General features: G+C 67.4%; 15 protein-coding genes. 5 read left to right on the forward strand and 10 right to left on the reverse strand.

Annotated elements, in window-relative coordinates; translation table 11 throughout:
• The first annotated feature begins 23 nt into the window (after positions 1-23).
• Positions 24-1,163 (forward strand): hypothetical protein, encoded by a 1,140-nt coding sequence (locus ACS5PK_RS01770; protein ID WP_439438553.1) that lies wholly within the window; start codon positions 24-26, stop codon positions 1,161-1,163.
• Positions 1,164-1,370: 207 nt separating this feature from the next.
• On the opposite strand, the gene ACS5PK_RS01775 is transcribed toward ACS5PK_RS01770, so the two are convergent.
• The 3 genes from ACS5PK_RS01775 to aat are packed head-to-tail and all read right to left on the reverse strand — an operon-like array spanning position 1,371 to position 3,482.
• Positions 1,371-1,892 carry a nuclear transport factor 2 family protein gene (locus tag ACS5PK_RS01775; protein ID WP_439438554.1) on the reverse strand — a complete coding sequence of 174 codons (522 nt, stop codon included), beginning with the start codon at positions 1,890-1,892 and terminating at the stop codon, positions 1,371-1,373.
• A gap of 52 nt (positions 1,893-1,944) precedes the next feature.
• A complete protein-coding gene (locus ACS5PK_RS01780; protein ID WP_439438555.1) occupies positions 1,945-2,682 on the reverse strand; it encodes an arginyltransferase in 738 nt (245 codons plus the stop codon).
• Positions 2,683-2,696: 14 nt separating this feature from the next.
• The gene (gene aat, locus ACS5PK_RS01785; RefSeq protein WP_439438556.1) at positions 2,697-3,482 is read right to left on the reverse strand and encodes a leucyl/phenylalanyl-tRNA--protein transferase; all 786 of its coding nucleotides are present in this window, start codon (positions 3,480-3,482) and stop codon (positions 2,697-2,699) included.
• A gap of 64 nt (positions 3,483-3,546) precedes the next feature.
• Between aat and ACS5PK_RS01790 the strand changes: the two genes are divergently transcribed.
• From ACS5PK_RS01790 to ACS5PK_RS01800, 3 genes are all read left to right on the forward strand, one after another.
• The gene (locus tag ACS5PK_RS01790; protein ID WP_439438557.1) at positions 3,547-3,900 is read left to right on the forward strand and encodes an ArsC family reductase; all 354 of its coding nucleotides are present in this window, start codon (positions 3,547-3,549) and stop codon (positions 3,898-3,900) included.
• Positions 3,901-4,113: 213 nt separating this feature from the next.
• A complete protein-coding gene (locus tag ACS5PK_RS01795; protein WP_439438558.1) occupies positions 4,114-5,316 on the forward strand; it encodes an ammonium transporter in 1,203 nt (400 codons plus the stop codon).
• Positions 5,317-5,389: 73 nt separating this feature from the next.
• Complete coding sequence (locus tag ACS5PK_RS01800) at positions 5,390-6,088, forward strand: riboflavin synthase subunit alpha (RefSeq protein WP_439438559.1); 699 nt, start codon at positions 5,390-5,392, stop codon at positions 6,086-6,088.
• 13 nt (positions 6,089-6,101) lie between these two features.
• Here ACS5PK_RS01800 and ACS5PK_RS01805 read toward each other — a convergent pair whose 3' ends face one another.
• The 5 genes from ACS5PK_RS01805 to ACS5PK_RS01825 all read right to left on the reverse strand — a co-directional run bounded on the left by ACS5PK_RS01805 (position 6,102) and on the right by ACS5PK_RS01825 (position 11,393).
• Positions 6,102-7,541, reverse strand: coding sequence for a PLP-dependent aminotransferase family protein (locus ACS5PK_RS01805; RefSeq protein ID WP_439438560.1), 1,440 nt, complete (start codon positions 7,539-7,541; stop codon positions 6,102-6,104).
• A 9-nt stretch (positions 7,542-7,550) separates the two neighbouring features.
• On the reverse strand, positions 7,551-8,138 hold the full coding sequence (locus tag ACS5PK_RS01810) for a LysE family translocator (protein ID WP_439438561.1): 588 nt from the start codon (positions 8,136-8,138) through the stop codon (positions 7,551-7,553).
• A gap of 187 nt (positions 8,139-8,325) precedes the next feature.
• On the reverse strand, positions 8,326-9,810 hold the full coding sequence (locus ACS5PK_RS01815) for an eCIS core domain-containing protein (RefSeq protein WP_439438562.1): 1,485 nt from the start codon (positions 9,808-9,810) through the stop codon (positions 8,326-8,328).
• Between the two features lie 74 nt (positions 9,811-9,884).
• Positions 9,885-10,496: a hypothetical protein gene (locus ACS5PK_RS01820; RefSeq protein ID WP_439438563.1), complete on the reverse strand. Its 612-nt coding sequence runs from the start codon at positions 10,494-10,496 to the stop codon at positions 9,885-9,887.
• A gap of 9 nt (positions 10,497-10,505) precedes the next feature.
• Positions 10,506-11,393: a DUF2272 domain-containing protein gene (locus ACS5PK_RS01825; protein WP_439438564.1), complete on the reverse strand. Its 888-nt coding sequence runs from the start codon at positions 11,391-11,393 to the stop codon at positions 10,506-10,508.
• A 251-nt stretch (positions 11,394-11,644) separates the two neighbouring features.
• On the opposite strand from ACS5PK_RS01825, the gene ACS5PK_RS01830 reads away from it, so the two are divergent.
• Positions 11,645-13,027, forward strand: a complete 1,383-nt coding sequence (locus tag ACS5PK_RS01830) for a methyl-accepting chemotaxis protein (RefSeq protein ID WP_439438565.1) — start codon at positions 11,645-11,647, stop codon at positions 13,025-13,027.
• Here the strand turns inward: ACS5PK_RS01830 and ACS5PK_RS01835 are convergent.
• A complete protein-coding gene (locus tag ACS5PK_RS01835; RefSeq protein ID WP_439438566.1) occupies positions 13,017-13,934 on the reverse strand; it encodes a hypothetical protein in 918 nt (305 codons plus the stop codon). The two genes, ACS5PK_RS01830 and ACS5PK_RS01835, sit on opposite strands and share 11 nt — an antisense overlap.
• Positions 13,931-17,236, reverse strand: coding sequence for an eCIS core domain-containing protein (locus ACS5PK_RS01840; RefSeq protein ID WP_439438567.1), 3,306 nt, complete (start codon positions 17,234-17,236; stop codon positions 13,931-13,933). The genes ACS5PK_RS01835 and ACS5PK_RS01840 overlap by 4 nt, the downstream gene beginning before the upstream one ends.
• Positions 17,237-17,299 lie beyond the last annotated feature (63 nt).

Below are 17,299 nucleotides of genomic sequence, written 5' to 3' on the forward strand. Positions count from 1 at the left end.
CAACTTGACACCAGGAGATGACGATGGGCAGTTTTGACCTGAAGGTGGGAGCCAAGACGCTGAAGCTGGACACCGATGGGCACGTTTACGAGGGAGAGAACCTGATCGGCGGATGGGCCACTGGCACGGGGAACAAAATCCTGATCTCCTATACCGATGCAGGCACGGACACAGTCGAGGTAGGCTGGTCCTTCAACACCAAGAATCAGCTCGAGATCTCCCAGGCCGGCCAGGTGATCGCCACGCTGAAGGCCAGCCAGGAGGGCATTCCTACCTTCAGCCTGGACAACAACGTACTGTGCGTCGATCCAGACGGCGACATGATGTTCAGCTTCAAGCTGAGCTGCCAGTATGGGCTGGATGGGCAGGGCAACCTGGTTGTCTTGATCAACGACCAGCGCTCCGTGATCGACGGGTACATCTCGGACACGCAGTCGCGCTTCAACTTCCAGTTCGTGGACGGAGACATGAAGCTGTACCCCAGCAGCCTGATCTTCTCGGGCGGCTGGAAGCGCCAGGATGGCGAGGACAAGAAGGTCATCCTGAGCTTCGCGCTGGCCGACCCCGGCCTGCAGATCGACGGCAAGGCCCTGGTGTTGCCTTCCGAGGTCCAGGTCGACCCGAAGAAGAACCATCTGGCGATGGTGTACTTCAAGAACGGCAAGCAACGTTCGCTGCAGTTTGCGGGAACACTGGAAGTCGGCCGGGACCTCACACTGCGATTCAGGATCGCCGACGTCAAGGAAGCCGGGCTGCGCTCCACCCAGATCGAGATCGCGACCACTTTCCTGTTCGACAAGGTGGAGGGCACCTTGAAGCTGGCCGTCGGCAAGATCACCAATGCGGCGGAAAGGTCCCAGGTGCTCGAAATTGGCGGCAAGGTCAGCGCCAAGTTCAAGAGCGGCCGGGTCGATTGGGATTTTTCCTATCGAAAGTCGACAAGTGGTACGGGGGAAAGCGTTGTCAAGCTGGCCACGGTGCTGGCCTTTGAAGGCGACAAGACGAAGTTCATGGTCAAGTACACCCGTGATGGCAAGTCCTACGCCCTGGATGTGACCGCCCAGTACTCGACGGCCAAACTCGACGGCATCGTCGGGGTGAAGGTGGAAAGCGGCGGCGATGCCGGCAAGGTGGTGTCGGCCTTCATTGGCATCTCTTGGTGACGAGCGCCGATCACGGTCTGCGCCGTCAGGGGGGCCGTCGACTCGCGACGGCTCGCCTGGTGAGACGCGCAACGTCGCGCCTATCGGCATCCTCGGGAAAGCGTCTGCGCATGACGATCAGCACGGTCCGGCATCACGTGGTCCGGGCAGGCGCTGGTCAAAACGACCCGCCCCTCTGCTTCCGGAGCTCGCAGGGCCGTCGCCCGCCTAGGGCCGGGCGGGCACGGTCCGATGATCAAAGCTCACCACCCGCGCCAGGCGCCACTGTCCATCCTGCTGGCGCCAGAGGCTGACGAACTGCGCCACGGTGCTCGTGGGCGCGCCCCGCTCATCGAAACGGTGGGCGCCGACCTGCATGGCGCCATAGCCCTGGATCGGGTACACCCGCAGCGTGCCAGGTATCAGGGTCCGGACCACACCTTGCCTGGCCGGGCAGGCGGTAGTGAGCCGGCGGGTGTTCTCGCGCACCTGTTCGCCCGTGGAGAGGCCGTCCTTGTCGTGATAGAACTCGACGTCCTCGGCGAAGAGGGCGTTGGCCTTGGCGGCATCACAGCTCACGAAGGAGGCCTCGAACAAGAGACTGTCCAGGCGCGCCAGTTCGTCGAAGAGCGGGCCGGCGCGCAGGCCGTCGCTGCCCTCGGGCATGGCTTGGGCCCATGCCGCCGACGCGCCTGCAGTCCAAACCAAGGCAATGAGCGCGAGGTGGCACATCTGAGCCCAGGCTGTCATGGGTGTGGCTCCTGTCGTGTGGCCCGGTGGGGGCTGCGCATGCTGCGGGAGGCTATCGCTCCACCCGCTTCCACTTCCCCTGCTCCAGCAACTCATGCGGCAGGAACCTCGCCTTGTAGGCCATCTTGGGGCTTTCGGCGATCCAGTAGCCGAGGTAGAGGTGGGACAGCTGCAACTGCCGCGCCTGCTCGATCTGCCACAGCACGTTGTAGCTGCCGTAGCTGGTCCCGGGCTCGGGCTCGTAGAAGGTGTAGACCGCGGAAAGGCCGTCGGTGAGGATGTCCAGGATGGACACCATCTTGAGCACCGCGCTGCCATCCGGCCGGGGCTCGCGGAACTCCACCAGGCGGGAGTTGATGCGGGATTGAAGCAGGAACTGGGTGTACTGGTCCACGCTGTCGTGATCCATGCCGCCGCCGCTGTGGCGGCCGGCCTGGTAGCGCAGGTAGAGCTGGTAATGCTCTTCGGAGAAGCCCAGGCGCATCACGCGGGCCTGCAGGCCCTGGTGCTGCTGCCAGGCGCGGCGCTGGCTGCGCGAGGGCTTGAAGTCCGCCACCGGGATGCGCATGGGTACGCAGGCCTGGCAGCCCTCGCAAAAGGGCCGGTAGGTGAACATGCCGCTGCGGCGGAAACCGGCTTCCACGAGGCCGGAGTAGGCGTCCGCGTGGATGAGATGGCTGGGTGTGGCCACCTGCGAGCGCGCCAGGCGCTGCGGTAGGTAGCTGCAGGGGTAAGGCGCCGTCGCATAGAACTGCAGCTCGGCCAGCGGAAGTTCCTTGGGATGCGTCACGGTGGCGGCAGGGGCTAAGGGTCAGTCGGTTGGGGTGAGGGGGAGTCCTGAGCAGCTGGCAGAGCCGGCAGATCCAGCAGGTCCCAGAGGCCTGCATGATAGGTCCAATCGAGAGGCGGCTCTTCAACGACCTTGGCCCGGAGATGGGCCTCGAAGGCCTCACGGGGCACCTCGAAGGCGCCCAGGGAGGCCAGGTGGCGGGTGTTCTGCTGGCAGTCGATCCAGGGGATGTCATGCCGCCGGCATAGGCAGACCAGGGCGGCCAGGGCGATCTTGGAGGCATCGGTCCGGCGCATGAACATGGACTCGCCGAAGAACATGCGGCCGATGTTCACGCCATAGAGCCCGCCCGCCAACTCGCCGTCCATCCAGGTCTCGATGCTGTGCACCACACCCTCGCGAGCCAGGGTCAGGTAGGCGGCCTGCATCTCGGGGAGTATCCAGGTGCCGCTCTGGCCCTCGCGCGGGCTGCTGGCGCAGGCGCGCAGGACCTCGGCCGTGGCGCTGTCCACCCGGATCTCGCAGCCGGGTGTCTGGCGGAAGCGCTGCAGGGTCTTGCGCAGGGAACGGGAAAGCTTGAAGTGCCGGGTCTGCAGCACCATGCGTGGGTCCGGACTCCACCACAGGATGGGCTGGCCGCGGCCGTACCAGGGGAAGATGCCCTGGGCGTAGGCAGCCTTGAGGCGCTCGCAGGAGAGGTCGCCGCCAGCGGCGAGCAGGCCCGGTGCTTCGGAACTCGGGCCCAGGGCCTGCGAGACCGGGGGAAAATCCAGGGAATCGGGGGCCAGCCAAGGGATCATGGGCGCATGGTAGCCGCAGCCCTGCAGACGGCCCGGACTCGCCATACGTTCAAGAGAGGATCAGATGATCAAGGTTTACGGCATTGCCAACTGCGACACCGTCAAGAAGGCCCGCAACTGGCTGGACGCGCAGGGGCTGTCCTACGAATTCCACGACTACAAGAAGGCTGGTGTGCCTGAGGCCCTGCTGCCGCAGTGGCAGGCCGCCCTGGGCTGGGAGCTCCTGCTCAACCGCAGCGGCACCACCTGGCGCAAGCTGGACGAGGCCGTGCGGGCGGCTGTGGTGGACGCCGCCGCCGCCGCCGCATTGATGCGGGCCCAGCCCAGCGTGATCAAGCGCCCGTTGGTGGACTGGGGTGACGGCCGCCTGAGCCTGGGCTTCAAGCCGGAGCAGTTCGAGGCCTTGCAGCACGGCTGAAGCAAGGCTGAACCATGGCCGGACTTGGTGCGCGCCGCACGAACGTGCGCCAAGCTGGGGCACTGCAAGGGAGGTGTTGCACTCGAATGGTGCTCGCGTGGCCCGCAAACCATGCCCCAAGCTGGGCACTGTTCTTGCGATGCTGGTGCGCGACGGGCCGCGCTGGTGCGGTCCTGCTCCTCTGAATGCATTCGTTTCGCCCCAAGGAGGCCCATGGAGTCCATCAAGCAAAGCGCTGACGCGCTTTTCATCCTGCTCGGCGCCATCATGGTGCTGGCCATGCACGCAGGCTTTGCCTTCCTGGAACTGGGCACAGTGCGAAAGAAGAACCAGGTCAATGCCCTGGTCAAGATCCTGGTGGACTTCGCCGTGTCCACCGTCGCCTACTTCCTGCTGGGCTACACGGTGGCCTATGGGGTGCATTTCTTTACCGGCGCGGAGGCCCTGGCTGCAAAGAACGGCTATGAGCTGGTCAAGTTCTTCTTCCTGCTGACCTTCGCGGCGGCGATTCCCGCCATCGTCTCCGGCGGCATCGCCGAGCGTGCGCGCTTCGGTCCTCAACTGATGGCCACGGCCGTCATCGTGGGCCTGGTCTACCCGGCCTTTGAGGGCGTGGCGTGGAACCAGGGCCTGGGCGTGCAGGCCTGGCTGAAGGCGCACTTCGGCGCAGAGTTCCATGACTTCGCCGGTTCCGTGGTCGTGCACGCCGTAGGCGGCTGGATTGGCTTGGCGGCCGTGCTGCTGCTGGGTCCGCGTATGAACCGCTACCGCAAGGACGGCGCCATCAGCGCGCACCCGCCCTCCAGCATTCCCTTCCTGGCGCTGGGCGCCTGGGTGCTGGCGGTGGGCTGGTTCGGCTTCAACGTGATGAGTGCCCAGACCCTGGACAAGATCTCCGGGCTGGTTGCCGTCAACTCCCTGATGGCCATGGTGGGCGGCACCCTGGTGGCCGTGCTGATGGGCCGCAACGACCCCGGCTTCGCCTACAACGGACCCCTGGCCGGCCTGGTGGCCGTGTGCGCGGGCTCGGACGTCATGCACCCGCATGGCGCCCTGGTCACCGGCGGCGTGGCCGGCTTCATCTTCGTGAAGATGTTCACCCTGACCCAGAACCGCTGGAAGATCGATGACGTGCTGGGCGTCTGGCCTCTGCATGGCCTGTGCGGTGCCTGGGGCGGCATTGCCTGCGGCATCTTCGGCACCCAGGCGGGGGGCGGTATCGGCGGCGTGAGCTTCTGGTCTCAACTGCTGGGCACGCTGCTGGGCGTGGCCTGGGCCCTGGCCGGGGGCTTCGTGGTGTATGGCCTGCTCAAGCGCTTCGTCGGCCTGCGCCTGAGCCAGGAAGAGGAATTCGAGGGCGCCGATCTCTCCATCCACAAGATCGGCGCCACGCCGGACCGCGAGGTCAGCTGGTAAGCTCAGCGCCTCTTGATCCGTCATGACACCTCACCACCGCCTGCGGGCGGTGGTGGCATTTCGAGCGTCCGCCATGTTCACAGGCATTGTTCAAGGCGTGGCCCAGGTGGCCGCCCTCAGCGACCGTCCCGGTCTGCGCAGCTTCACCCTGCAGTTCCCGCCCGGCTTCTGCCAGGGCCTGGAGATTGGGGCCAGCGTGGCCTCGGATGGCGTCTGTCTCACCGTCGTTGCATTGCATGCGGGTGACCGTGCGGACTTCGACGTCATGCAGCAGAGCCTGAATCTCACCACGCTGGGCGCCTTGCAGGTCGGCAGCCGCATCAATGTGGAGAGGGCGGCCAGGGACGGCGCCGAGATCGGCGGCCATCCGCTCTCCGGCCATGTGGACTTCATGGCCACGGTGCAATCCATCCGGCAACCCGAGAACAACCATGTGCTCCGCATCGGCGTGCCTGCGCCCTGGATGCGCTACATCTTCGCCAAGGGCTATATCGCGGTGAACGGTGCCAGCCTCACCGTGGCCGAGGCCGGGCGCGAGCGCGATGGCTCGGGCTGGTTCGAGGTCTGGCTCATCCCCGAGACCCTGCGCATGACCACTTTCGGCGAGAAGGGCGTGGGCGCGGCCCTGCACATCGAGATCGAGCGCCAGACCCAGGTCCTGGTGGACACGGTCCGTGCGGCGGTGGACGAACGCCTGGGCCCGCTGCTGCCGCATCTGGAGCAGTGGCTGGCGGAAAATGGTCAGGTCTTGCCTGACGTCCTGAAGGGCTGATGCCCGTCGCAGTTCAAGGGCGCTGCGCCGCGCGCTGCAGCAGCGCCTGCACACCGCTGAGGGCTCCGAGGCGGCTGCGCAGGTAATCGCCCAGCCGTGTCTGCTGGCTGAAGGCCACGTTGAAGCGGATGTGCGGGTCCGGCGTTCTCAGCGCCGAGAAGGTGGCGCCTGGCACCAGCAGGATCTTGTTGCGCCAGGCGTCCTGCACCAGCTCGTCCACATCCACCCCCTCGGGCACGGAGGCCCACAGGAAGAGGCCTCCCTCGGCTGGATGGTCCAGCTGCATGCCGGCCTGCTCCAACTGCCGGCTGCACTGAAGGCGGGCCTGCTGGAGGCGGCGCTGCAGGCGGTCCAGGTGCTTGCGCAGGCGTCCGGCCATCAGTACTTCCAGCAGCACGTACTCGTTCAGCGCGGCGCTGCTGAGCACGGAGCAGATCTTGGCCCGCAGCAGGGGTTTGAGCAGGGCGGGCTCCGCGGCGACATAGCCCATGCGCAGGGCCGGACTCAGCACCTTGCAGAAGCTGGAGTAGTAGATCACGCCCTCCAGCCCAGCCAGCGCGGCAAGACGGCTGGGGTGGCCGGGGTGGAAATGCCCGTGGACATCGTCCTCGGCGATCAGCAGGCCATGCTGGCGCGCCAGCACCAGCAGGCGGTAGAGATTGGCGGGGCTGCTGCTCCATCCCGTGGGACTGTGCAGGGCCGGCTGCAGGAAGAGCAGGCGTGGGCGGTGTTCACGGCAGGCAGCTTCCATCTGGTCCAGGTCCAGGCCATCAGGCCGGCGGCGGATGGCGATGGCCTGAACGCCCTCCTGGCGCAGCCGGTCAAACATGAGGAAGTAGCCCGGATCCTCGACCAGCACGGTGTCCCCGGCGCGCAGAAAGCTGCGGCAGATCAGGTCGATGGCATGGGTGCCGCCGTAGCAGGTCATGAGCCGGCCGGCGTCCACCGCCAGCCCTTGGCCACGCAGAAGCAGGGCGATGCGCTCGCGCAGCTCGGGCAGTCCCTGCGGCGGGCAGCGCGAGGCCATGCCGGCGCTGCTTCGTGCCAAGCCGCGCTGCACGGCGGCCGCGGGGACTGCGTCTTCCAGCCAGGCCGGCGGCAGGGCGCCGCTGCTGGCCAGCAGCACGCCAGGGCGCTGGTCATTGGCCTGCTGGGCGAGCCAGACGCCTTCCTGCGCTTCGCCGGCTTCCAGCCAGGCCTCGTCGCGTTCCATGGCCGGTGGCTCGCAGACGAAGTAGCCGGCCGTGCCGCGCGACTCGATGCGCCCTGCCGAGGCCAGGCGGTCGTAGGCCAGCACCACGGTGTTGGGGCTCACGGCCAGCTGGGTGGCCAGGGCGCGGATGGACGGCAGGCGGGCGCCGGGCGGCAATTGGCGGCGTTCGATCAGGCCGGCCAGGCCGGTCTCGATCTGGTCGGCCAGGGGCTGGGTGGCGTGGCGGTCAAGCGGGATCACGCGGCGAGCTTAGCGGAGAAAGTTCAGGGCAAGCGCAGCCAATGCGGCCGCCATGCACAGATTGAAGCCGCGATGCACCGCGGGCTTCTCCAGCAGACGGCGGATGGCCACGCCAAACAATGCCCACATCGAGATGGCGGGGAAGCCCATCAGGCTGCTGAGCAATGCTACCAGCAGCGCCGCCTGCAGCGGCGGCAGTCCAGAGGGCATGAAGACCGAGGCCAGAGTCACAGCCTTGAGCCAGTTCTTGGGATTGATGAACTGGAATAGCGCTCCGTGCGTGAAGCCCAGCGGCCGGGGCAGCGCCCGCGCCTGCGCCATGGTGGCGCCGCTGAGCCGCCAGGCCAGAAACAGCAGATACAGGGCTCCGCCGATGCGCAGCACCTGCTGTGCCACCGGCCAGGCGAGGAACAGCTGTCCCAGGCCGAGGCAGCAGGCCAGGGTCAGCACAAAGCCGCCCAGCAGGATGCCCAGGATCTGAGGCAGCGTGGCCCGGTAGCCAAAGTTGGCGCCGGAGGTGGTGAGCATGACGTTGTTGGGGCCGGGCGTGCCGGACATCAGCAGGCAGTAGCTCATCAGGGGAAGCAGGTCGGTCATGGTGGCGATGCACAAAGCGGGCCTCAAGACTAGGACCGGGACGTGGTCAGGCCAAGGCACAAGCGAGTGCGGCTGCGTCGGCGCTGTATCAGGCCCGGCAGCGGTACAGGCTGCTGCCCGCTTCCCGCGCCCCGCCGTCCTCAAGGGCACTCCGGCGACAGGCGTCCAACGCAGCTGTGGTCAGGGCTCACCACATGTCCAGGTCGTCGGAGCTCCCCCTGTGGAACCTGTCGTGCCTCGGGGCCTGGCTGGGAGGCCATTCGGGCGCCTTGGGCAAGGTGTAGCTGCTCATGGGGTAGGACTGCGTGTTGCCACCGTAGCTGAAGGCCTCGTCCAGGGGCTTGGACATGTCCAGCGTCGGCTCAGGCAAGGGGCCGGTGTGGGTGAAGCCGAAGATGGGCACCCTGGCGTCGCTGAGATGACCGTAGGTGGTGGGGATGTGGTCCCGATTGCCGCGATGCTTGTGCTTCACATCCTCCTGGTACACACGCTCGACGGTCACCGGGATGCCCTGCGCGCCGACGACGGACTCGATGCGCTTGGCCGTCATCGAGCGAAGCAACTCTATCCGGTCCTTGCAGCCATCGCAGGGGCCGTAGTTGCCGATGACGGTGAAGGTCACGATGTTGACGCCGCCCCCGTAGTGGCGACGCGCGGGAAACTTGCGATTGATCTCGCGCCAGGCTTCATCGGCCGCCTGGGCCTCGGCATCCTTCGCTGAGATGATGTATTCCTTCTCTTCACGGTTTTGATGGCTTTGCGGCGGCATGGAAAAGACAGCGCTCCCGCCGTCTCCTGCCTTGTAGGTCCGCGTGCTGTAGAAGGGAACGCCATCAATGGAGATCAGGATGGAGACATTGATGCTGTCGTAGTCGGTGGCCTCCTTCAGCTTCAGCTGTGAAAGGCGGCCCTGGATGAACTGGATGTAGTAGTTTGCCGTGACGCCTTGCTCCACGTGCAGGGCATTGGCGATTCTCAGCAGGCCGTCGATGCCGAGGGAGTCCAGATACTCGAGGATGTACTCGCGATGTTCGGGCCTCTCGCTGTCAAACTGGCCTATGCGCAGTCGTTGAACCGGTGCATCGCGTCTGGCTGGCGTGAGGGCAGACTGCGCCTGCAAAGGGGGGCCTGCCTGGGTTGTGACCCCTGCTGCCATGGCGGCGGCCCGGGCGCCCATCACATCGGCCTCGCGCTCCAGCGGGGCCTCGTCATTGATGGAGACACCCTGATGCTGCAGGGTCTGCTGCACCCGTCCCTGCGCCTGCTGCACCACGTGCCAGGCTTCGTGGGGCAGGTGCTGGTCTTGCGAGGGGGCCAGGTGGATGTCCTGCCCCTGCGCGAAGGCATGGGCCTGCAGCGCCGCCGGACGGCTCGAATTGCGATGGACGCGAACGCCGGACATGTCGAGCCCGGACAGCGCCTCGATGCCTGTTCGCAAGCCCGGCGGCAGCCCTTGCGCACCCGGCGGGGACGACGGGGACGGCGGGGTGGGCGCTGCCTCCCGCAGCTGGGTCATTTGCCGGCTCTGCTCCAGCTGTCGAGGGCTGCCGGAGCCCAGGGGCGGCTTGCGGGCCGCCAGGGCGTGCGACGAGGCCGTGCCGTGGGCAGCGGGCGTCTGCCGTGTCTGACGGGACCCGGCGGCGGGGCTTTGGCGCGAAACATCACGGGACATGGGACACCTTGCACTTGGGTTGAAGAGGGGCTGGCGGGAGCCTGGGTCGACGGCTGGTGAGCCTCGCAGGGCCGTCACCCCGGGCAGGTCGGCTCCTTGCCTGGCGGCAGCCGCCGGCTGTACTCATAGCAGGCACGCAGCCACTGGATGTTGGCCCCCAGGTCGTTCAGCGGCTTTTCCGGACCCTTCCAGTGGGCGGCCAGGGCCTGACGCAGCGGGTCGATGCGGTCCATGTAGTCGTCCGGGAAGGCGATGATCTCGTAGACCAGGGGGAACTCGATGTAGCCCAGCTTCACCAGAGCGCCGAGCTGCTCATAGTGGTAGTGAACGGCAGCATAGTCGGCCATCTCCTCCGAGAGGTAGAAGGCCTCGCCGCTGCCGGCCTCGCGGATCTTCTCCTGCAGGTGCGGCTTGATCTGCAGCCAGTGGGTGGCCAGGAAGCGGTGGGCCCTGCGTGCCATGCGGGCATCCTCGGCGAAGAACTCTTTCACGTGGCTCAGTGCAGCCAGCCGGCGCGACATATCGCCCTTGACCGAGTTGTCCACGAACTCGCGGAACTGGCCCACCGAAATCACCGCACCCACAATCACACTGATGCCAGAGGCGATGCCCACCAGGCTGCGCCAGCGCATGAGCAGGGCGCCCAGATGAGCCCCAGAGGGGGCCGCCTGCAAGTCTTCGTCCATGCGTCCACCTCAGGGTCGCGCGCGCGCCATGCCGGCGCCCGCAGGGTCGGATCGCCTCAGCAGCAGCAGCCAGGGGCGTTGCGGCTGCGCCAGGAGATGGCCCTGGGCATCGAGGGCGGCATCGGTCCAGACCACCCGCTCGTGCACATTGCCGCCAATGGCGCCGACGCGGTCGGCCTGCACCTCGACCACCAGGTCGCAGTGGAAGGGCCACAGGCGTTCGCGTTCCTGGCGTGTCAGGCGCTGCAGCTGCGCAAAGCTGGCGAAGCGCTGGACGGCGGCGTCGCGAGGCGCGCAGATCAGGTCTCCGAGGCGCGGGCGTTCCGAGCTGGCGTCCAGCATCTCGAAGCTGCTGCGCCGGGGCTGTTCGAGGCTTGCGCGTATGTAGCTCCAGTGCGCGGCGCTGGGCGGGAACTGCTGCGCGCTCAGGCCAGTGGTCTTGGCGAGGTAGGAGATGAAGGCGGCGGACCAGGGCAGCAGGGAACCGTCCGGGTAGAGCAGCCCTTGCTGGCCCTCCGCCTGCCCGATGGCGAACCAGTAGTGCATCACCCGGCTGGTGAAGGCAGGCTCGGCCTCGGTGGGGCTGGTCTGCCCGCGCGGGCGCTCCAGCTCGTCGCTCTGCAGCTTCCAGCGCACCTGGCCCCACAGCGTCCATTCCTGTCTCGCGATCTGGGTGATGCGCTCGGTCCAGTCCGGCACGGAAGCCGCACGGCCACCCAGCCCGCCGCCCTCGCTGCGGTCGATGGACTCCATGGCCGGCAGGGACGGCGCTGCGGGCCGAGGCGGGCTTGCCGGCGCCGGCACCACGCTTGCACAGCCCTGCAAGAAGGCCAGCAGCGCCAGCAGGGGCGTGGCAAGGGATGCACGAAGGGCAGATCGCGGGACATGGGCACGCATGGGGGCTCCGCTTGAGGCGACGGCAGCGAGATCCGCAGTGTGGCGCGCGTCAGCCCAGGACGCCTATCGGTCAAAAGCGGATTTCGGCTGCGAGGAATGCCGAAATGACCTACCGAAAAGGCGCGAAACATTCACGGCCGCCGACCTGGCTGAGGCGGTTTGGCAACGCGGCACCCGTGGCGGCTTGCACGGGCAGCCGGACTTGATAGCCTTGGTGCAGACCCCGGACTGGGACCGGGCGGGAGTTCGTGATGCAGTGGACGCTCAAGAAAAGGCTGACATCAGGCTTTGGCGTGATGCTGGGCCTGCTGGCCTTGGTGGCCCTGGTCGGGCAGTATCAGCTGAGCCAGATCCAGTTCTACAACAGCCGGCTGGACGCCCGCGCCTTCCGCCTCTCTTTGGCGCAGGCCTGGGAGACGCAGGTGAGGCTGGCTGTGGCGACGAAGTCAAGCCCGCCTGCGCTGGACGCGGAGCCGGTGAGCAAGCTCAAGAGCCTGGTCGATGCCCGCGAGGAACGGCAGTTGTTGGACGCTGCCATGTCGTCGCAAGGTGGCAGTCCTGAGACCCATCAGGCGGCAGTGGGGCAGCTGGCAGGCGGCCTCGTGCAGTTGCAGATCGCGGACAGCGGTCAACTCCAGGCCGCCCTGAACCGTGCGGTGACCTTGAACTGGAGCGTGTTGGCGCTGGGCATCGTGGTGGGCCTGATCGTGGCCCTGCGGCTGCTGGCGGCCATCATCACGCCGCTTCGCAGGGCCTCGGCCCTGGCCGAGAGCATTGCCGATGGCGACCTGACAGGCGCCGTGGGCGCACATGCGCAGGATGAGCTGGGTGCCCTGCTGGAGTCCCTGGAGCGCATGCAGGCCAAGCTCGCCACCCTGGTCGGGCAGGTGCGCGGCGGAGCGGAGTCGGTGGCCAATGCCTCCAAGGAAATCGCCTCGGGCAACCATGACCTCTCGGCCCGCACCGAGCAGCAGGCCGCCTCCCTGGAGGAAACCGCCTCCAGCATGGAGGAATTGGGCTCCACCGTGCGGCACAACGCCGACAACGCCCACCAGGCCAAGCAGCTGGCGCAGCAGGCCTCCGAGGTGGCTCGCGACGGTGGCGTCGTGGTGGGCGAGGTGGTGGACACCATGCGCGGCATCCACGAGGCCTCGCGCAAGATCGGGGACATCATCGGCGTCATTGACGGCATTGCCTTCCAGACCAATATCCTCGCCCTGAATGCGGCGGTCGAAGCTGCCCGTGCCGGCGAGCAGGGGCGCGGCTTCGCGGTGGTGGCGGGGGAAGTGCGCAACCTGGCCCAGCGCAGCGCCGAAGCGGCCCGCGAGATCAAGGCGCTGATCGGCGCCAGCATGGAGCGGGTGGAGAAGGGCACGGCCCTGGTCGACCAGGCCGGCGGCACCATGGGCGAGGTCGTGGGGGCCATCCAGCGCGTCAGTGACATCGTGGCCGAGATCTCCGCCGCCAGCGCCGAGCAGGCCAACGGCGTCACGCAGGTGGGTGAGGCCGTGCATCACATGGACCAGGCCACGCAGCAGAATGCGGCCCTGGTCGAGCAGATGGCCGCGGCGGCCAGCAGCCTGCAGTCTCAGGCGGACGAGCTGGTGCGGCAGGTGGGGGTCTTCAGGGTGTGAGAGGCCAGGGCATCTGGTCGTCGTAATGGCTCTGGCCAGCAGGGTCCATCAGCCCTGCAGTGCGCAGCAGCTGGAAAGACAGGCGCCGACGGGGCCGTGAAGGCGAGCGAAGTCCGGCGAGGAGGTGCTGCTGGCGCTTGTCCGCTTCATCCATGATCTGACAGGCGGCGGCCAGGGCTGCCGCGGCCGTCGGCGCCTCGCCGGGAGCCAGGCGCAGCCGTCCCTGCGCTGTCGCCACCGCCTGGTCGGTGTGGTGGCCCAGCAGGGCGGCGGTCGGGTCCACGGCCGCATCGGGGAGTCGGCCGGCGGCCAGGGCCTGCCATGACTGCTTCACAGCGACGCCGTGGCTGGCCAGGTCGAGTGGACCCTCGAGCTGGGCCAGCAGGGCTGCGCCTACCTCGGCCGCGTTGATGCAGTGAATGGGAGCCCCCCCGGCGACCAGGATCGGATTCGGCTCAAGCCCCGCATGCCAGGCGTGCGTGCCGTCGCTGAGCGCGGGCACCGTCGCCACCCTGCCGCACAGGGTGCTGACGTCATACCAGGCCTGGAGCAGCTCATCCCGGTCCATGGCCGCGTTCCGGACCTGGAGCAGTGCTCGCAATGGCGCTGGGTCTGCGCGCCGGAGCCAGCCGATGGCGATGTCCATGGCGACCGCAGGCTGCGCCGGTGACGGCGGCGCCTCGAGGTAGAAGTCCCGGAACAGCCGCCCGGCCACCGAGGGCGGCACCTCCCGGGCGAGGCCGAAGGCCGCATAGGCTTCGATGAAGACAGCCTCCGGCCACTCCCTCAGCACGGTGTGGATGTGGACGCCCAGCGTGTGTCGCCAAGGGAAGAGCGAGCGCCAGTCCCGCCGCATCAGCTCGCGCAGCTCGTCGAGGGACGGTGCTTCGGTCGGTGTCTGGCTCATCCCATGTAATCCCGATGGAGGGTTTCAGTGGCCTGGACGCCCTGGTCGACCGCAGTCTCCCATTGGGCGTCTGGCGTGGTGGTGTCGGCATTGGTGTCGGCGAGCAGGGCCGGCGCGATCTGGAAGGAACCCAAGGCGTGGTCCATGACCAGCCGGCTCATCCGGCCGTTCCCGTCATGAAACGGATGCAGGGAGACGAATTTCTTCTGTGCGTTGGCAGCGAACTTGATGGCCTGGTCGCGGCGCCGGTTGGCATCACCGATGGCAGCGATCGAGGTGAACTTGGGTGTGTACCACGTCAGAAAGCTCTGCATGCCGGCGGCAACCTCAGCGCCAGGCGTGTAATGGATTTGCGCGAGCATGGTCTTGCCTGCCAGGTGCGGCGGAATCGGAAGTCCAATGTCGTGGGCATGGAGCAACCGGACCGCGGGATTGCGGCTGTACTCATCGAACTCTGCATCGCTCAGCGCCGAGAAGTGCTGGCCAGGGGCGATCGCACCATGCTGATCGAGACCGCCTGAGGCCAGCACGTCCTGCCCGGCACCGCGCAGCAGGCCGGCGTGGACGGTCAGGTGTGCGCCCGCGAAGCCATGCATGGTCGTGAAGTCGGCCAGCGTCAAGGCGTGACCCAGACGCCCCCGCATGTGCTGGTCGGCCTGGCTCCAGTCATCGAATATTTCCGACTGGGCGACTTGCCCAGCCGTCGCCCAGTTGTTGGCAAAGCGGTTCGCAGGATCCTTGAGGGGCGCTGTCTCGTTGTCGAACGCCATTTCTGCGGCGTCGTACATCGGCTTGTCGACAAGGCGACGACCCTCCCGCTCGCGCTCGTAGGCCGTCGTGAAGTCATGGTCCCGCGCGGCGCGTTCCGGTGCGCTTTTCTGGCTGCCGATCTCGTGCAGGTAGATCCAGAGATTGCCGCCGTTGTAGGCGTGTGCGGGGTTGGGCGGGCCGACGGGGGTCGGCGTCAGCCTGTCCTCGACGCGGGTGACCACGAAGCGGGCCGCTGGCTCGAACAGGATCTCGCGCTCATTCCCGTGCTGGGACAGAAGCTGGATGTCGTGGCCGGTCTTGATGCCGTCGATCACGAAGGCGTAGTCCTGGGCTTGGATGAAGGAGTCGCCGACCTTCTTGGCCGCACTCAGGAAGCCGCCGCCCAGTTGAACTTCCGAATTGACGACATTCCCGACGGAGAAGATCTGCAGGGCCGCGTCGCGATTCGCCACCGTCTGGAATGGGTGGCCGTTGGTGCCTCGAAACGCAGGGCCGCCATAGACGGGGAGGCGCTGCAGGCCGCCCTTGGCAGCGTGCGCTGCGTCCACGGATCGGGTGCGTGCCATGTCGGTGACCAGAAGGGCCAGCTGCTGCTGCGGCGTGGTGTTGGAAGCGCCCATCAGCGCGTGCCACCCGCCAAAGCCGTTGCCGGTGTATTCGTGGATCGCGGTGGCCTCGTCGTGGGTGATCCCTGAGTTCAGTATGCCCATCCGCGTCGCATCCATGTCGACGCCCCGGTCATGGTTCCCGTAGGTCGCCACATTGTGCTGCGTCGTCAGCACAGTAGCCTGCTGCTCCCCCGCAGTGAAGACATTGACGTGCGGGCCAGCTGGGCGCTCGCTGACCGAGTCCTGCGCACGGGAGAGGAATGACGGTGTGCCGACTGCCAAGGGGTGGGCAGCGTGGAACAGGTGGCCGAACACCAGTTCGGCAATCCGTGCGCCCGCTGCGTTGCGGACCGCCAGATAGGCCGGGTCCAGCTGCATCAGGGCCCAGCTGGCGATGCCATTGACGGTGTTGGCGGTGATGAAGTTGCTCAGCGTCGTGAGCTCTGGTCCGGGAATGCCGTCGAGCAGGTTGCGAGCCAGGCCTGCGGCGAGGCCCGGTGCCAGCGCCCCATCGCTGTGCGCCCGTCTGAAGTTCGGCTCGATCGCCTGCATGTGTGCCAGGACATCGGCAGGAAAGTGCGGCTGCGCGGCCAGGCGCTCTGCGGCGTTGTCGTTGAAGAACCAGTGCGCCAGCTGGATCAGCATCTTGGGGCTCCGGAAGAAGTCCGGAAAGTGCAGGCCGAGGTCCGCCTGGGTCAGCGGGGCAATCTGGCGGTAGCCGTTGGGCCCCGGTACGTAGGGCAGGCCGGCGTCCTGGGCGGCCAGCATGACCTCGTGGAAAGAGTGGGCACGCGGCGGCGCCAGCAGGCAGAAGGCCAGCACCTTGGCATCGGCCACATTGGCAGCTGCCGCGGCCGCTGCCGAGAAGATGTGGGAGGCGGGCGAGGATCCTCCGCCACGGACATTCACCTTGGCGGCTCGGGCCTGGGTGGCGTAGTGGGTGTCCTCGCGAACGGTGCCCCCCTGGACGACGGGCTCGGTCGCATGGCCGCCGGGGGCATTGCTCTGGGCCCATTGCTCGGTCCGCGCGGCCGCGACGTTGGCACCGTCTGGCGTGTTGACTCCGGCCGCGATGAAGGCCGCCTTGGCAGGCGCAGCTTGTCCCAGTTGGGCGTTGATCGCGAGCGCGTGAGCCGGGTTGGCGACGGCCAGGTGGCCCAGTATGGCGTTGCCAACGGCATTTGCCGTCCCGTGCGCGCTGGCGACCTGGCCCAGCCTGTCCTCGAAGGATTCGCCCTTCATCCGGCTGATGTCGTCGGCCACCGCGTCAATCTGCGTCTGCTGGGTGTCGCTCAATGCCTTGTAGGTGCGAAGCTGCCTGACAGGCCCTCCGGACCAGCCTTCGGTCGATCCGGCAGCATGCGGGCCGCCATCAGGCATGACCTTCATCTGCAGGGCCCTCGCGCCCATCACGTCGGCCTCTCGCTCCAGGCCGCTGTCGTCGTTGACCGGAACGCCGCCCTTCATCTGCACCGTTGGCCGCACCCGCCCCTGTGCCTGCTGCACCACATGCCAGGCCTCGTGCGGCAGATGCGTTTCCTGGCCCGGACCGAGGTGGATGTCCTGGCCCTGTGCAAAGGCATGGGCCTGCAGCGCCGCGGGCTTGCTGGAGTTGCGATGGACGCGCACACCGGACATGTCGATGCCCGACAGCGACTCGATGCCGCGGCGCAGCCCCTCCGGCAGCCCCCCGCGTGTCGAGTCACCGCTTGCCGAGTGCACCGCCTGGGTCTCGGCTGCGGGCGTCGACGCTGATCGCAGTTGCGCCAGCAGGGCACCCTGCTGCAACTGGCGAGGGCTCTGCTGCCAGGACGGCGGGCTGCCTGCGTCACCACGGGCCGGTCCGCCGTCGCACGAGGAGGCGGCGCTGCGCTCGGCTTCGGCTGTCACCGTCCGCTGGACATGAATGGGTGCGGATGACATCAACGGGTCCCCTTCAAGTTGCCTTGTCCCGGTCTGCGTCAAGGGCCGTGTCAGGCCAGCTCG

It is taken from the genome of Roseateles sp. DB2 (assembly GCF_051857535.1).
Classification (GTDB): domain Bacteria; phylum Pseudomonadota; class Gammaproteobacteria; order Burkholderiales; family Burkholderiaceae_C; genus Roseateles_B.

What these genes read in the sequence shown, in the direction of transcription:
- ACS5PK_RS01770 (WP_439438553.1), top strand. Translation starts at nt 24, where the DNA reads ATGGGCAGTTTTGACCTGAAGGTGGGAGCCAAGACGCTGAAGCTGGAC.
- ACS5PK_RS01800 (WP_439438559.1), top strand. Translation starts at nt 5,390, where the DNA reads ATGTTCACAGGCATTGTTCAAGGCGTGGCCCAGGTGGCCGCCCTCAGC.
- ACS5PK_RS01815 (WP_439438562.1), bottom strand. Translation starts at nt 9,810, where the DNA reads ATGTCCCGTGATGTTTCGCGCCAAAGCCCCGCCGCCGGGTCCCGTCAG.
- ACS5PK_RS01790 (WP_439438557.1), top strand. Translation starts at nt 3,547, where the DNA reads ATGATCAAGGTTTACGGCATTGCCAACTGCGACACCGTCAAGAAGGCC.
- ACS5PK_RS01835 (WP_439438566.1), bottom strand. Translation starts at nt 13,934, where the DNA reads ATGAGCCAGACACCGACCGAAGCACCGTCCCTCGACGAGCTGCGCGAG.
- aat (WP_439438556.1), bottom strand. Translation starts at nt 3,482, where the DNA reads ATGATCCCTTGGCTGGCCCCCGATTCCCTGGATTTTCCCCCGGTCTCG.
- ACS5PK_RS01810 (WP_439438561.1), bottom strand. Translation starts at nt 8,138, where the DNA reads ATGACCGACCTGCTTCCCCTGATGAGCTACTGCCTGCTGATGTCCGGC.
- ACS5PK_RS01820 (WP_439438563.1), bottom strand. Translation starts at nt 10,496, where the DNA reads ATGGACGAAGACTTGCAGGCGGCCCCCTCTGGGGCTCATCTGGGCGCC.
- ACS5PK_RS01825 (WP_439438564.1), bottom strand. Translation starts at nt 11,393, where the DNA reads ATGCGTGCCCATGTCCCGCGATCTGCCCTTCGTGCATCCCTTGCCACG.
- ACS5PK_RS01775 (WP_439438554.1), bottom strand. Translation starts at nt 1,892, where the DNA reads ATGACAGCCTGGGCTCAGATGTGCCACCTCGCGCTCATTGCCTTGGTT.
- ACS5PK_RS01830 (WP_439438565.1), top strand. Translation starts at nt 11,645, where the DNA reads ATGCAGTGGACGCTCAAGAAAAGGCTGACATCAGGCTTTGGCGTGATG.
- ACS5PK_RS01840 (WP_439438567.1), bottom strand. Translation starts at nt 17,236, where the DNA reads ATGTCATCCGCACCCATTCATGTCCAGCGGACGGTGACAGCCGAAGCC.
- ACS5PK_RS01795 (WP_439438558.1), top strand. Translation starts at nt 4,114, where the DNA reads ATGGAGTCCATCAAGCAAAGCGCTGACGCGCTTTTCATCCTGCTCGGC.